At 37.5% G+C, this 15629-nt stretch carries 17 protein-coding genes; 4 read left to right on the forward strand and 13 right to left on the reverse strand.

Translation table 11 applies throughout. The annotated features are described in order from the left end of the window. Nucleotides 1–20: 20 nt before the first annotated feature. Nucleotides 21–572, forward strand: a complete 552-nt coding sequence (locus tag ADM90_RS24925; RefSeq protein WP_235473244.1) for an SRPBCC family protein — start codon at nt 21–23, stop codon at nt 570–572. Then, the gene (locus ADM90_RS01660; protein ID WP_053993335.1) at nt 572–895 is read left to right on the forward strand and encodes an ArsR/SmtB family transcription factor; all 324 of its coding nucleotides are present in this window, start codon (nt 572–574) and stop codon (nt 893–895) included. The genes ADM90_RS24925 and ADM90_RS01660 overlap by 1 nt, the downstream gene beginning before the upstream one ends. A gap of 37 nt (nt 896–932) precedes the next feature. On the opposite strand, the gene ADM90_RS01665 is transcribed toward ADM90_RS01660, so the two are convergent. The 8 genes from ADM90_RS01665 to ADM90_RS01700 form a co-directional block, all read right to left on the reverse strand. Beyond that, nucleotides 933–1712: a YqhG family protein gene (locus tag ADM90_RS01665; RefSeq protein WP_053993336.1), complete on the reverse strand. Its 780-nt coding sequence runs from the start codon at nt 1710–1712 to the stop codon at nt 933–935. Nucleotides 1713–1729: 17 nt separating this feature from the next. Further along, the gene (locus ADM90_RS01670) at nt 1730–3244 is read right to left on the reverse strand and encodes a DEAD/DEAH box helicase (protein ID WP_053993337.1); all 1515 of its coding nucleotides are present in this window, start codon (nt 3242–3244) and stop codon (nt 1730–1732) included. Between the two features lie 113 nt (nt 3245–3357). Continuing rightward, the gene (locus ADM90_RS01675; protein ID WP_053993338.1) at nt 3358–4407 is read right to left on the reverse strand and encodes an NAD(P)/FAD-dependent oxidoreductase; all 1050 of its coding nucleotides are present in this window, start codon (nt 4405–4407) and stop codon (nt 3358–3360) included. A 496-nt stretch (nt 4408–4903) separates the two neighbouring features. Beyond that, nucleotides 4904–5590, reverse strand: a complete 687-nt coding sequence (locus ADM90_RS01680; protein ID WP_053993339.1) for a cyclase family protein — start codon at nt 5588–5590, stop codon at nt 4904–4906. Further along, nucleotides 5591–6655, reverse strand: a complete 1065-nt coding sequence (locus ADM90_RS01685) for a zinc-dependent alcohol dehydrogenase (RefSeq protein ID WP_053993340.1) — start codon at nt 6653–6655, stop codon at nt 5591–5593. 395 nt (nt 6656–7050) lie between these two features. After that, nucleotides 7051–7917, reverse strand: coding sequence for a 3-hydroxyacyl-CoA dehydrogenase NAD-binding domain-containing protein (locus ADM90_RS01690; protein WP_053993341.1), 867 nt, complete (start codon nt 7915–7917; stop codon nt 7051–7053). A 4-nt stretch (nt 7918–7921) separates the two neighbouring features. Further along, a complete protein-coding gene (locus ADM90_RS01695) occupies nt 7922–8551 on the reverse strand; it encodes a carboxymuconolactone decarboxylase family protein (RefSeq protein ID WP_053993342.1) in 630 nt (209 codons plus the stop codon). Between the two features lie 56 nt (nt 8552–8607). Further along, nucleotides 8608–9939, reverse strand: a complete 1332-nt coding sequence (locus ADM90_RS01700; protein WP_053993343.1) for a short-chain fatty acid transporter — start codon at nt 9937–9939, stop codon at nt 8608–8610. Nucleotides 9940–10042: 103 nt separating this feature from the next. Between ADM90_RS01700 and ADM90_RS01705 the strand changes: the two genes are divergently transcribed. Beyond that, complete coding sequence (locus ADM90_RS01705; RefSeq protein ID WP_200908502.1) at nt 10043–10375, forward strand: DUF3870 domain-containing protein; 333 nt, start codon at nt 10043–10045, stop codon at nt 10373–10375. A gap of 37 nt (nt 10376–10412) precedes the next feature. On the opposite strand, the gene ADM90_RS01710 is transcribed toward ADM90_RS01705, so the two are convergent. From ADM90_RS01710 to ADM90_RS01730, 5 genes are all read right to left on the reverse strand, one after another. Beyond that, nucleotides 10413–11606 (reverse strand): thiolase family protein, encoded by a 1194-nt coding sequence (locus ADM90_RS01710; RefSeq protein ID WP_053993345.1) that lies wholly within the window; start codon nt 11604–11606, stop codon nt 10413–10415. After that, entirely contained in the window at nt 11603–12253 is a 651-nt protein-coding gene (locus ADM90_RS01715) for a 3-oxoacid CoA-transferase subunit B (protein WP_053993346.1), read from the reverse strand. Before ADM90_RS01715 ends, ADM90_RS01710 begins: the two co-directional genes overlap by 4 nt. After that, nucleotides 12246–12932, reverse strand: coding sequence for a CoA transferase subunit A (locus ADM90_RS01720; RefSeq protein WP_053993347.1), 687 nt, complete (start codon nt 12930–12932; stop codon nt 12246–12248). Before ADM90_RS01720 ends, ADM90_RS01715 begins: the two co-directional genes overlap by 8 nt. 13 nt (nt 12933–12945) lie before the next feature. Then, nucleotides 12946–13659: a carboxymuconolactone decarboxylase family protein gene (locus ADM90_RS01725; RefSeq protein WP_235473247.1), complete on the reverse strand. Its 714-nt coding sequence runs from the start codon at nt 13657–13659 to the stop codon at nt 12946–12948. Between the two features lie 203 nt (nt 13660–13862). Continuing rightward, the gene (locus tag ADM90_RS01730) at nt 13863–14696 is read right to left on the reverse strand and encodes an alpha/beta fold hydrolase (RefSeq protein ID WP_053993349.1); all 834 of its coding nucleotides are present in this window, start codon (nt 14694–14696) and stop codon (nt 13863–13865) included. A gap of 354 nt (nt 14697–15050) precedes the next feature. On the opposite strand from ADM90_RS01730, the gene ADM90_RS01735 reads away from it, so the two are divergent. Beyond that, a complete protein-coding gene (locus tag ADM90_RS01735) occupies nt 15051–15614 on the forward strand; it encodes a dienelactone hydrolase family protein (RefSeq protein ID WP_152927956.1) in 564 nt (187 codons plus the stop codon). The last annotated feature ends 15 nt before the right edge of the window (nt 15615–15629 follow it).

The following is a 15629-nucleotide window of genomic DNA, read 5'->3' on the forward strand; positions in this document are numbered from 1 at the left end:
ACGAGAAGAAAACCCTTCTAGTGATGAAAGTGGTCCCAGTTGATTGGAATGGAGGCGGCGACTTCTGCGGGAACAGCACGAGCGGAAGCACCCGGACTGAGCAAAGCGAGGGAGAAGGATGGAGCCGTGCCCGCGAAACGCGTCCGCCGCAATGGAAATCAACGGCATCGAAAGAAAAAGAGAGTACAGGAACGAATATTCGTTCCTGTACTCTCTCACTTGTGCCTGAGGGACTTTTTCAGTGCCCTCGGTTTATGCCGAATGATTTTCAGCCTATTGAAGGTCATGAATTTACGATACAATCGCCTTTTGGTCCATCACCTTGTAAAGTAGAGCGCGTAGATGCACCTCATTTTCTACGTTTTACTTGGGATCAGGATGGCTGGTTTGTAACGTTTGAGCTAAAACAAGTAGGTCAGCAAACAGAATTTACCTTAACACATGGCGGTTGGAAGGAAGCTTCGCATACTATTTCTAAAGCCAATTTAACGGCTGAGGCTGTACGCAAAAATATGGATGGCGGCTGGACAATGATTGTTCACCAAAAATTAAAAGAAGCTGTGGAAGTCTAATGACACAGGCAGCAGTTCAATATGATGTTTTTCAAGCAATTGCTGATCCAACAAGACGCAATGTTTTACAGCTTCTTGCCAAAAGTGATAGACCTATCTCCAATATTGCTGAGCATTTTGCTATAAGCCGAACAGCTGTTGTCAAGCATTTAAAGGTATTGGAACAGGCTCAGCTCGTCTCTGCTCAAAAAAAGGGGCGAGAAAAAATCTATACACTGCATACAGAGCGTTTAAAAGAGATTGAGGACTGGCTCCAATACTTTGATTTATTCTGGGATAATAAATTGGCTCAGCTTCAAAGCTTGGTGGAGAATCATGAATAATAAAAAGGAGCTGCTCTTATAATAGGCAGCTCCTAGCTTAAAATAGATAGAAAATTCCTCCATTAATAATCTCTATTTTAATTTTGGATGCATATTGCTCCTCTAACGCCTTTCTTTCAATTTCATAGCATTCGGGTTTATCGTCCACACCTTCATAGAAATAATCCAGTACACGTTGGTCTCGTTGCCAGCGCTTTTGTGCTTCGGTTGCCCATGAATGATCATCCTGTTCAATCATTTTGTCGATAGTCGCTTTTAATCTTTCAAGTGCTCGAATCGGCTTAATAATATATTGCACATGAAATACATTTTCTGCGGGTTCCGTATCAAACTCAGAAGCACAAATCATATCATGAAAATCCTCCTTGATCACACCCGTCAATAAATTGATACCAAATGAATAAAGCATTTCCTTTGTACGATCACAGCAGTAGGAAACTTTAAAATTAACCCCTAGCCAAGGCGTTAAAATGACCTGTCCCATATCACCATCAACCTTTTCAAACAATTGAACATAAGCACCTAGCTCTCTTGTTGCTTGAAATAATCGATTTAAACGCGGCGAACCATAATGAATAGCTTCTCCAAACAAATTGCCAGCCATAGCAGCTTGATTGGTAATAAAGGTGACTTGCGCTGGATTTGGCTCACTATTGGTAGCCTCTATATACTGCCAATAAAATGGTCTATTCATAATTCTTTTATCAATATCTACTGTTAATTGCACAGTTAAATAGTGATGCTCTTCCCCTAAAATTGTACAATTATTTTCCATAAAAAATTCCTTTAAATAATGCTGGACCTGCTGCGGATACATAGCTTGTTCTCCTCACCTTAAACAGATTCTTTAAAGTTTGTTAAAATAGCATCTAAATCGCCGACCACTTTCTCGAATACATCAATTTTTGTATGAAGTAATGCCAAGATTTTCTCTTCAATTGTATTTTCAATAGCAAGATTATAAATATGGACATCATGCTCCTGTCCTAAACGATGGACACGACCAATGCGTTGCTCTAGCTTCATCGGATTCCATGGTAAATCATAGTTGATTACATGATGACAAAATTGCAGGTTTATCCCCTCCCCACCTGCCTCTGTTGCAATAAGCACCTGTGCCCTTTCTTTAAATAGATGCTTCATATAATCTCGTTTACTTTTATTAAACTTACCATTAAACAGCACACTTGTTATACCATTCGCATGTAAATACCATTGCAAATAAATTTGCGTAGCTCGATATTCTGTAAAAATAATAACCTTGTCATTTGCTTGTTTAACAATTTCCAGCGTCTTTTGTGCCTTTGAATTCACTTCCAAGGCCATTAATTTTGCTAAAATCGCTTCAATTTCTTGTGAGTGTGTATGATCTTCTAGCATATTTGTGAGGGTGAGAGCTGTCGCTTCTTTACTGCTACACATTTCCTTTTGCAGCGTAATTAGTGAAAATGAACTTGCACCTCCGAGAGCTCCAAGCATATCGTAAACTTCTCTTTCTTCGTCTGTAAATGTAATCGGTACAATTTGCACACAGCGATTTGTCCAATCAATCCCTGTATCCTCTCGCCGATTTCTTACCATTACCTGATTGACCAATTCTTTTAAATAATCATCATGTTCTAAATGATGTTTACTAGCTGAGAAAGCAGATTGAAATGTATCATAATTTCCTAAATGACCAGGCTTTAATAAAGAAATTAAATAATACAATTCAAAGACATCGTTTTGAATAGGTGTAGCCGTTAATAATAAGCAAAACTTTTTCTTTAATCCTTGTACAAATTCATAAATTTGTGTTTTATTATTTTTTAATTTATGTGCCTCATCAATAATAATCATGTCATAATCCTGCTCATAGATACGCTCTTTATGGGGGCTTTTTTTAGCGGTGTCCATGCTCATAATTAATACATCATAGCGCTCGATTGGGCAATTTTTTTTATAAGCCATAGCAGGTATATGAAATTTACTATTTAATTCTTCAATCCACTGATTAATAAGAGAGGCTGGTGCTAAAATTAATGCCCTTTTGACAAGACCTCGAATTAAATATTCCTTTAAAATTAAGCCCGCTTCAATCGTTTTACCAAGCCCCACCTCATCCGCTAGAATAGCTTTACCATTCATGCGTTCAATAACCGTCTCAGCAGCTTCTAGCTGGTGCTTCAACGGCTGTAAATTTGGCAAATATTTTGTTGCCTGTAATCCTGTAAAATCAGGAATCAATTTCATTTTCACTGTATCGTAGCTCATCTTATATAATGTCCAGCTCTGCCATTGTTCAAGATGATTTAAGCGATTATTAAAGCCTTCTTCCCATTCAGATGACCTTTCGATGATCATAATCATCACCTCATATTATTATTTCTAGCTTAGGTTATCCAAAAAAGAGAAAGCTATGTTCTTTTAATATAAAAAACACCGAATGAACGTTATTTTTTCATTCGGTGCTATATTATAGTTTATTTTAAACTTTCCTGTAATAACTTACGATTACGTTGTTTGAAAATATCGTTATGTGACGATACAATACCGCCCTCAGAAGCATCAGGCTGAATATATTTTTTCGCACTATTTACAGCATGAAGCGCATCATGGAAGGCTGCGGCAATTAAATGGATTTTACCATCGTGATGCAAAATATCTCCTGCAGCAAAAAGACCAGGGATAGAAGATTCACTATTAATGGAGCCTGCAATAAAATAGTCATTTTGACGCTCAATGGCTAACGGACTATTATCTAACAGCTCTTTGTCCCGGACATAGCCATGGCTGATAACAACCTCATCGACTGGAATTTCTGTTACCTCTCCTGTTTCATGATTCGTTAAAGATATCGCTTTGATCATGCCTGCTTGATCGTCTGCAATGAGCTTTGTAATTTCAGAGTTAAAATGACATTCAATCGTACTATTTGCTAGCTCTGTAATTTGAGCCTCATGCGCGGACAATGTATCTTTTCGATAGGTTAAATAGACCTTGGATGCTACCTCCATTAACTCTAATGCCCAGTCTACTGCTGTATTACCGCCACCAGAAATAATAACCGCTTTATCCTTAAATTTTTCATAGGATTTAATTGTGTAATTTAAATTCGATACTTCAAAGCGTTCAGCGCCCTCAATCTCAATTTTTTGAGGATTCAGAATACCACCACCGATCGCAACAATAACTGTTTTGGAATAGTGAATATTTCCTGACTCAGCTGTTATTACAAAAATATCTTCTTCATTTTTAGCAATGGACAGTACTTTTTCATCTGTATAAATGGAAGGGTTAAATGTTAAAGCTTGTTCCACTAACTGCTTAATTAATTGTCCTCCTGAAATCGGCGTTACACCGCCAACATCCCAAATCATTTTTTCTGGATACACATGAATCTTCCCACCAAGCTGTGGCTGTGATTCAATAAGCTTTGTTTTCATTTCACGTAAACCACAGTAGAAGCTTGCATATAAACCTGCTGGTCCTCCACCAATTATCGTTACATCATATAGTTCTTGTTCTAACAACGCTAAGCACACCCTTCATTGTATTGGTATTTATTTCAACAGTGGCGCTATCACCACTGTACTTATTTAACTCCTCCTATAGCCATTATACGATAATGATAATCATTATCAAACAAAATTATTAATAAATTCTTATATTTTCTAGTATTCAAATGAAAGTTAAGCTTCAAATATTGGAGAACAAGCGGCTAGAGAGCTACTAGTGAGGTATTAAAGAGTGAAGGACATAAACTGATTTCATCTAACCGAGACAAAAGCACAGTAGTAGAAATAAAGGATATCGATTAACTATATATAAAAATAGTCACTATAGAAAATCTGTGGACACTGAAAAAAGTTAATTTGCTTAGAAAATCAACTTTTAAAATTCGCTACATTTTCCAGTGCCTTACAGACTTTATTAAAAAGCTCTTACTTATTGAGTACATAAAGATTAATATTGTTATACTTCATTGATCTACTACCTGTTAGCTTCATTTTTATATACATAGATTACTTATTTATTTGCAATAAATGCAACTGCTCTTACTGGGGAAGCTGTTGCATTTTTTAATTTAAGTGGCAAAGCCATAAATGTAAAACGTTCATGTAAAGGCAATTGTTCAAGATTTACTAGGTTTTCTACTATATAAATGGGTGCACTTAGCAGCTTTAAATGTACTTCTCTTTTCATATTATCATGAACATCTATATTCGCTAAATCAAGACCTATACATTTTACCTGTTTCTCAAGCAACCAATCTCCCGCACACGTAGCAAAGGCATGCTCTGCAAAAAAATCGCCTTCTCCCCATTGTGCAGTCCGTGTCCTTACAAGCACAATATCACCTGGCTGAACAGTAATTCCTTGTCTTTGCTCAGCTTTTGTTAGTATATCAGCTGTTACTGGCTCATATGGTGCTTTTATAGAGGATACATCCAGTACTACTGCTGCCCCATATGTTTTTGTTAAATCCATTTCTGCTGTGGATTCTCCATCTCTAATAAAATGGATTGGTGCATCTATATGTGTGCCACTATGATCAGACATACGTAAAAAGCGAGATTCAAATCCTTCACACGGTGCTGTATAACGATGACCTGAGTTTTCAAACGTAGATTCAGCTTGAATGGCAATTGGTGGATGTGATGTGTAAGAAACTAGGCCATCAAAAATTTCTAAAGTTAAATCAATGATCTTCATTTAAATCTCCTCCTTAAAATCTATAACTACTTTTCCATTCACTTTATTTAATGCACTTTCAAAGCCATCTAAACTTTCACAAAATGGTACAGTTTGCGCAACTAATTGCTGGAATGGATAGGCTGGATTTGCTGCCATTTGCAACACTGCCTTATAATTGGTTGGTGTAATCCCATAACTTCCTTTAATCATTATTTCACCCCGCACTATTTGGTCCATTGGTACAGAAAATTTGGCTGCATTAATACCTACAAGTACAAGTTGTCCACCTCGTTTTAGTAAACGAATGGCTTCACTTGGAATTGAAGGATGCCCTGAACAATCAATAATCGCGTCATAGCCTGAAAACTCTTCATGCATCAAATCATTTGCTGAGGTAAATATGGCTTGTACCCCTATCTCCTGTGCCAATTCTAAACGGCTCTGATCCTGTGCTACACCAAGCATATGGATTTTTCGATTACCCTCTCCGACGAGTATAGCTGCAACACCTAATCCTATCGGTCCAGGTCCCACAATTAAAATCGTTTTATTCACATAATCAGGAACTTTTAACACTGCGGTATAGCTTACTGCTAGCGCTTCAGAAATAGCTGCCACCTCATCTGTAACAGCATCATCAATAACAATAATATTATTGCTATCTACTATCATATATTCTGCCATACCACCAGCCTCTCGAAACCCATAGCGTAATGCCTCAGTGGGTGTTTTAATATACTTATAGTTATTAAAATCACAGCAATTGGTGTCGCCTCGTTTGCAGAAGTCACAAATACCACAACTTTTATATGGATTGATGACTACTCTTTTATTGACAAGAAATTGTTCCACCTCAGCACCAACATCAATGATTTTCCCTGTTACCTCATGCCCTAGGACAAGCGGATAATTCACCCAGCTATAACCATCATGACCATCATACATATGCAAATCACTGCCACATATCCCAACTGCATTGACCTTTAGCAAGCACTCATTACTTTTTAATGTAGGAATTGTATATGTGGTAAATTGGATATCCTTTTTCTTTGGTGAGCATTTCACTAATGCCTGATATTCCATACTATCGTGTCAACTCCTAATCTCATTTTATTATTTTCCGACAGAAGACTCTCACTTTAAGGAACTTGAAGAAGATAGCCCTGTGAGTAAGTGGAAGATGAATGTCAGTAGGCGTTAGCCTAAATTGCCGCACAATTAGAACGTATGTGCTAGAATGAACCTGTACAGATTGCTCTTTGAAAATTGAAGATATGAGGTTGTAACAGGAAAGTTTGTCTGTTACGTAAAATCTTCAACGTTCTATCGCTCTGTCTAGCCGAAAAGCGAAAACTAAGCAGTACGCTAGCCAACGGAGTCCAACGTACAATCATTGCAAGTTTTTCACCGTAGGGACTACAGGTAGAGCCTGCTACTATAACTAGATGTTGGTCTAGTGTTCGCAGGAATCCCCACTTCTATAAGTTCAATCGTTTAATGATATCGATTAATGTCTTTTCCTTTTGTGCTAAATATTGCTGTTTATCAATGGATGACCAGTCATAAAAGCCCTGATTAGACTTCATACCGAACTGTTTGGCATTTATTTTGTCCTGATGAATCGCAAGTGGTGTTGTACGATTCTCCAATGTTGGATATACATAATTCACAATAGCAAAATGTGTATCCAGCCCATTAATATCCCGTTGCTCTAATGGTCCTGTATCCGCTAAGCGAACACCCAGACTCATTTTTGCAATAAAATCCAACTCCTCAGCAGTAACAATCCCCTTCTCAACGAGAGACATGGCCTCCCTAGCAAGCGCACTTTGTAAACGATTTGCTACAAATCCCTGCACTTCTCGCTTTAATAACACTGGCTTTTTCTCAACATCCTGTAAAAATTGCATAACCTCATTTGCTTTTTCCTTGGATGTATAGGAGCTAGGAACTACCTCTACTAAAGGAGTTATATGAGCTGGTGAAAAGAAATGCGTGCCTATTAAACGTTCCTTGTGTACCATTTTTTCAGCAATATCACTAATCAAATAGCTTGATGTATTCGTACAAAATGTTACATTTTCCTCAAAAATTAAATCTAATTGTTCAAATAAATTTTGCTTCGCCTGAAGATGTTCAGTAATTGCCTCTATAACATATGTGAAGCCATCCATTTGTTTAAGCTGTGGTAAAAGCTCAATCCTAGCCAAGTCCAATTGCTCTTTTAGCTGTTGCAATCTATCCTTATTAGGTTCGTATAAGAAGACGCTTACATTATATTGTGCCAAATATTTAGCTATGGCAGAGCCCATAAAGCCACCGCCAATAATTAGTACCTTTTGCATACATCTAATTCCCTTCTGTGTCATGCCAAATAGCTTTAATACCAACTGCATATATACATAGAGCTTTTATCTCTTCAAATATGGCAGCATCTGCACCAAGCATTATAGCATTTGATTTATGAATGGAAATCCCCTTTTCATAAGCCTCACATACATTAATAGCATATAGCAGTAATTCTTTTAGCAATCTGGATACTACTCCATCACGTAGGGAAGTCGTTCGTAGATTACTATATTTCAATAATGTATCTGGTGCATAATCAATTAAGTATTGAATCCAAGTTGGTAAAACGTCAAACTCAGATTGATAGTAGTCTATACATTCTTGCTGTGAGGAAAATACTATAACTTCACCCTCCTGTTGTTTACGTAAAACCTTATCACCAGAAAGGTTTATAGCATAGGTAATTGCCTCTATGCCTGATAACCAAGTAGGAATTCCTCTCGAAATAATCGCTGAGGCAATAAGCTCTGCAATTTCAGTAACACTATTTCCAGCTTCAACTGCTTGCTCTACAAAATACAGCATTTGTTTTTCTTCACGTCTTGCAGCAAATAAGCCCACTATTAATAATGTTTTATTCTTTTTGGTTAAGGCCCCCTCTGTTAAAAGAGCCTGATACATCATGGACATTCATACTCCTCCTTATATAGAAAGCCTTTGCCATCTACAAAGGCTTTCTAGTTATTTTAAAATAGGTAGGACCAAGCTAAAGTGGCAACGATATAAATAATCCCCACATAGAACATAATCATAACAAGGAAGCCCATAATATCCTTTAGCTTTAAACGTGAAAGTGCTAATGCTGGTAAAATCCAAAACGGTTGTACCAAATCATTCCAAGCATTACCGAGCATAACGGACATGGATGTTTCTGCTAAAGATGTGCCAAGCTCTTTCGCTGCATCGATCATAAAAGGTCCTTGGACTGCCCAGTGCCCACCTGCTGAAGGTGCAAAGAAGTTAATAAAGAATGAACTAATCAGCCCCCAAAATGGCAGAGTTTGTTCATTTGATAGATCAACAAATACCTTAGCAATTGTATCTACTAAACCTGAGGCAGCCATAATTGCCATAATCCCTGCGTAAAACGGGAATTGTAGAATAATCCCTGAAATAGTTTTAATACCATCTGCTAAATGCTCAATATAACGTGCTGGTGTACCAAGTAAAATAATACCTATGAATAAAATGACGAAGTTTAAAATATTTAAGTTTAATGAATTACCTTGCGTGAAATAAATCACAATGTAAATTAGCCCTAACACACCAATTGTATATGCTAAAATACGGCTATTATTTAATTTGTTTGCTAATGTATTATCTTCTAACATATTTGATGTTGTTTTTGGCTTATCTGCATATAATGCTGGATCAATTTCAATCACATTCTCAGGATTTTTCGGATGCAGCATCGCATTAAATAACGGTAATGTAATCAAAAGAACAATTGTCGTTAAAATCATCGGTAGACTAAAAATTGTTTCCGATAATGTAATCAAGCCCATTGAGTCTTCTAGGAAATGACCTGGTGTTGAAATTAAAATCGGAATGGATGCTGATATACCCAAGCCGTAGAACGTAAATCCAGAATACGCTGCTGCAATAATAAGTGGATAGTGAACACCCTTTACCTGTAATGCTAATTTTTTAGCAATAATACCACCGATTACTAGACCAAAGCCCCAGTTCAAATAGCTACCAATCCCACCAACAAGCGTTGCAACGATAATAGCCATTTTAGGCGTATGCACCATACTAGCAATTCTGTTTAATAATCGATCTGTAACAGGTGCAGTTGCTAATACATAGCCCATTGCCAAAATAACAGCCATCTGTGTTGTAAAGGCTAATAAATCCCAAAAACCGCCACCCCAAGCAGTTGTTAAATCTATAAAGCTAATATCCTCAATTAACAGTGCCAAAACAAAGGTTAATAACGTAAGACCAATAGCAAATACAAATGGATCTGGTAAATACCTCTTCATGATTTCCGTGAAAAAATTTGTTAACTTTTCCAAACTAATTCCCCCTTGATTTGTTCTACTAGGTAATTTTCGTAAGATGCACTGCCACATGTAAAACATGATAAAATAGAATCATCATTTATACATTTTGGAGGTTATGTTCTTGCAAAAATTAACGAGTATTTTAGTGACTGCTTATGCCAAAGCACCCCAAGGCACGTCCATGTATGAAATGTACAAGCATGCTGGTATTGTCTTAGAGATTGATAAAGAAACACATAAAATCATTGATGCAGAGTTCACCTTTATCACTGGGCTTGCACAAGATTTCTTTAAACGGATGCTGGTTGGCTTTGATTTTACAACCAATATTGATGATTTAATTGCCCGTGTTGATGAGCACTATTATGCTCCATCCAGCGGTTCCGTTGCAGTTGCATTAAAGTCTGCACAAAAGCGATACCTAGAAAAAATCCAAAAAGATCATTAACCTACTAGCACCGAGTTCAAACACGCTCGGTGTTTATTTAATATTGGCAGTTTTCAACAATCGTTGTAATACCAAGCCCGCCTGCAATACATAATGTAACTAGCCCATAGCGTTTACCTGTACGCTGTAATTCGTGAATAAGCTTTGTCATTAAAATAGCACCTGTTGCTCCAATAGGATGACCCATGGCGATGGCACCACCATTTGGGTTGACACGATTACTATCTAAATTAAGCTCCTTCATTACGGCAAGTGACTGTGCAGCAAATGCCTCATTTAATTCAATGACATCAATATCTTCGATGGTTAAGTTTGCCTGCTTTAGTGCTTTTACTGTAGCGGGTACTGGGCCAATCCCCATAATAGACGGATCAACGCCCGCTGCTGCCTGTGCAAGAATTTTTACTTTTGGCGTATAGCCTAATGCTAATGCCTTTTCCTTTGACATCAGTAACAATGCCGAAGCGCCATCATTGCGACCACTGCTATTTCCTGCTGTCACTGTTCCCCCCTTACGGAAAACGGGCTTTAATGTACTTAGCTTTTCCTGATTTGTTAAAAACGGATGCTCATCTATTGCAAAAACCTCTACAGCTTTTCTCTTTTTTACTTCATACGGTACAATTTGTTGCGTAAAATAGCCTTCTTGTATAGCATGGGCTGTACGCTCTTGGCTTCTATGTGCAAAAGCATCTTGCTGCGCGCGAGAAATAGCGTATTTTTCGGCTAAATTTTCTGCTGTTTCCCCCATTGTTGAAATACCATAAACCTCAAATGGCTGAGAGCCTGGCTGACTCTCTGTATTAGGGTCTAATAAAGCTGCATTGCCTACACCATAGCCATAGCGTGCATTGCGCAAATAATAAGGTGCTGTACTCATTGATTCCGTTCCACCTGCAATCATAATATCGCTGTAGCCAAGAGCAATTTGTTGTGCTGCATTATTGATGGATTGTAAACCTGAGCCACATTGACGATGCACGGTATAAGCTGGCACTGTCATTGGTAGCCCAGCTCGTAGTAATGAAAGGCGTGCAACATTCGACTGGTCGGCACTTTGTTTGGCTTGTCCTAAAATCACTTCATCAATCAATACTGGATCCAACGCTGTTCGCTCGACAAGTGCACGAATTACTTGTTCCCCAAGAAAATCTGCCGTTTCATTTTTTAAAGAACCGCCTAATTTACCAATTGCTGTACGAACACCATCTACAATGACAACTTCTTTCATGCGTGTCCCTCCTGTTCCAATGCATTGACAAAATGTGCTTCTGTATTCGCCTCTACCTGTGCTAACGTAGCTTCTGGCATTAACTCAACTAAATGTAATTGTCCATTCACATAGTTAAAAACAGCTAGCTCTGTAATAATCGTATCAACGCTTCGTGTAGATGTTATAGGATAGGTACAATCCTTTAAAATTTTACTTTTTCCATTTTTCGCTGTATGGGTCATCGTCACAATGACCTTTTGAGCACCAATCAACAAATCCATTGCCCCGCCAACGCCGATAATATTTTTACCTGGAACTGCCCAATTAGCAATACGTGCCTGTTCATCTACTTGAAGTACACCCAAAATAGCAACATCTACATGACCACCACGAATCATACCAAATGATTGTGCGCTATCGAAAAACGATGAGCCTATTGCTTCCCCTACTGGTATCTTGCCTGCATTGACTACATTTGGATCAATATCCTCCTCATTGACCCCTATCACTCCGAGCATCCCGTTCTCTGTATGAAAATAAACATTATCATTGTCTACGTACTTCGCTACTAGTGTTGGAATACCGATTCCTAAATTAATCATTTGCCCATCCTGCACTTCCTTCGCAGCTCTTTTGGCAATAAGCTCCTGTATTGTACTAGCCATGTTCTACGACACCTTCCTTCGTTAAAACCTTTTTCGCAATGACAACACGATCAACAAATAGATGTGGTGTAATAATCGCATCACTTGCCAATTCACCCGCTGCAACAATTTCATCAACTTCAACAATGACCACTTTAGCTGCTGTTGCCATAAGAGGATTAAAATTACGAGCTGTTTTGTAATACACTAAATTTCCAAGCTGATCCGCCTTATGTGCACGGATAATAGCAACATCTGCTTTTAATGCCTTCTCAAAAACATATTCCTCACCATCAATGATTTTTGTTTCCTTGCCTTTTGCTAAATCTGTGCCTACAGAGGTTTTTGTATAATAGCCACCAATTCCTGCACCACCAGCTCGAATGGATTCAGCTAAAGTACCCTGAGGCAATAAATCAATGGCAATTTCCCCACGTTGGAATGCCTCACCAACATCTCGATTTCCAGTAAAGTAAGAACCTACTGCTTTTTTCACCTTTTTTTGCTCTAATAATTTTCCGAGTCCCTTGCCCTGCTCGCCTAAATTATTACTAATAATTGTTAAATTGTTGACGTCTAATTCTACTAGTGCATCAATCAATGTGAGCGGACCACCTACTAAGCCAAAGCCACCAACCATAATTGTCTGACCGCTCGCTACACAAGATAAAGCTTGCTCTGCTGAATCATAAACTTTCATTTGCTTCACTCCATTACTTTTGTATCAACGCATCACTAATTTCAAACCACGCTGGAATTCCCGCCGTTAGTAGACAAATATAGCCCAACTCTGCCAATTCAGCTTCTTCTACCCCTACTTCACGGGCTTGTTGTGCCCAATAGTCCGTTTCTGCATTTTTCAGTACTGTGGTGTAAATACCTGTCATTAAGATGTATTTCATTTGTGAGGATACACAATTACCGTCTAATAAATGCTGTTTTAAAGCGTTTTCATCCTTAGTCACTAAAAGAGCGCTTAATTTTTCAAAATAAGTCTTACTTTTATCGCCTTTCGCAAACGAACTATAGTAATGCACAATCTCTCTAGCAGACGCGTCATGTGAAATTTTTTCAGCATTCGTATTCGTAAGCTCTAATGCATAATCAAATGACTGCAATCCGATTTGTAATGCCTTTTCTCCTCCATAGTTGAATGCAACAAGTAAATATTCGATCAGCTCTTCCAGTGTTGCTCCACCGTCTATAGCACCTTTCGTGTGATACAGCATACTACGTGCATAATGTCTAGCTGCATTCATTCCAACTAGCAAAATATCCTTTTCCTTCACAGATAGTACACCTGGTGCCATCGCAGCCCCTCTAAGCGCAGTATAATGATCTAGCATTACTGGGTTATAATCATGCATTTTTTGCACCCATCCTGGTACAACATCATAAACCTGTTTAAAATATTCTAATCCTGTCACTATCTACAACTCCCTTATTGAAAAATTCAAATAAAAAAGGCCACACTCTTCCTAAAGCACAGCATTACCGTACTTTTAGAAAAAGTGTAGCCAACAGTCAAGCAGGGAAAATAGAAAAAGGTCTTTTTTCTATAACTGCTTAATAGGCAACTTATGTTGTTATTTAATTAATTACATAAAATTAAAAAAACTGCAACTATTTTTTATAAATTCTCTAAAAAACGCTGGATTGCTGGATTAACATCTTTTCTTTCTTCAAAAACTAATGTGTAGTGATTGCTATCAGAAGTCAATTTCCAAATATCCCTAGCATATTGCTGTGTCTCACGATATGATTCTGCTAAAAATAAAGCAGGCATAGCTCCAATACTACCTGTGGAGTGAATCAATAATACAGGACATGCCACGTTTGAAAAGACTTTTTCTGGCTTGTAGTCATAAAAGCTTTGGAAATCTTGACGGATTCTATCCTCATCACATTTGTTTTCCCAATGCCCATCCTTTTCTGCAATTTCATAACGCCCCACATGTTCTAAATGCTCTGTCCATGTAACGCCAAGGCGATTATAAATGGCTTTAATTTCCTCAATATAAGCCTCAGCTGTCTCATAATGCTTACTAATACGGCCAAGCGAAGGCTCTACAATTTGACGCTGATGCTCTGTACAAGTAGCGGCACCATCAAGCAATATGACACCTTTCACATCACTGCGCTTACTGGCAACATTTGCCATAATAAATGCTCCCATCGAATAACCCATTAAAATTGGCTGTTCAATGTTTAATGCATCTATCAGTGCTAGGATATCCTCCGTATGTAACGCTATTCCCGTATTTTCTGATGCAGCCGCACTATGACCTCTACCCTTTAAATCCACAGAAATAAAACGATACTCACCCTTTAATAACTCTGCATAATAATGCATTTGCAGATGATTTCCAGTTAAGCCATGTGCCGCTATAATTGTTCCTTTTTCACCTGGGTAATCTGCAAAATGCAATGGACTTCCATTTACATTAACTGTTTGGTAGTTCATTTCCAACACCCTCCTTAATATAAAATAATTTTTATACTATTATTTCAAAAAAGTCAAAATTATTTTTTAAAAGAAGTGTGGATTGTCAATAGTCTATTTTTTGATTAATGGGAATTTAGCGAAATATAAAAATTCCAGCAAAATTATTTCAATATATCATAAAATAAGTATTTACCGCTAAACCTCTAAGCTTTTTTATACTTGTTTATTTGATAAAGGTTGCGATAGATATACTATTCCACCTTCATCGTTATGGTTTCTTTAAAGTTATTTTTAAATTTCTAATTTGGTGGTAAAAATATACGTTGCTATTACTTTTTGTTACACTATTGGAAACAACAAAGGGGTAAAATAATGGATAGAAAATTATTTATTTTACATGAAATATATGGTGTTAATACTTTTATAAAAGATCAAGCTCTTATTTTTCAAGAGCCAAATACAGATATCGAATGTATAGCACTTTATCCAAATAATAAAGTTTTCTCCTATGCACAGGAAGAAGAGGCTTATGCCTATTTCATGAATGAGGTTGGCTTTGATGCACCTTTAGAAACATTAACAAAGCAGCTAATGATAGCCATTCAACAATATCAGGAGGTTATTGTCATTGGCTTTAGCATAGGTGCTACACTCGCTTGGCGACTTTCTATATTACCTTTACATCGTGTTATTTGTGTCTATGGTTCTCGAATCCGACAATATTTAGATGTAAAGCCAAGTTGCCCTACTCTCGTTTTATTACCAAGCCTTGAAAAAAGCTTTGATATTCATGCTATAAAACAGAAGCTTGATCATATACCTTTTGTACAAAGCATACAATTTGCTGGCGAACACGGATTTATCGATTATTATCAGCCTGCATTTCATCAGGAAAGTGCCCTAGCCGCACAGAGATGTATTAAAAATTTCTTATAAAACTTCTGGAGGCTA

The organism is Lysinibacillus macroides, assembly GCF_001281525.1.
GTDB classification, from domain to species: domain Bacteria; phylum Bacillota; class Bacilli; order Bacillales_A; family Planococcaceae; genus Lysinibacillus; species Lysinibacillus macroides.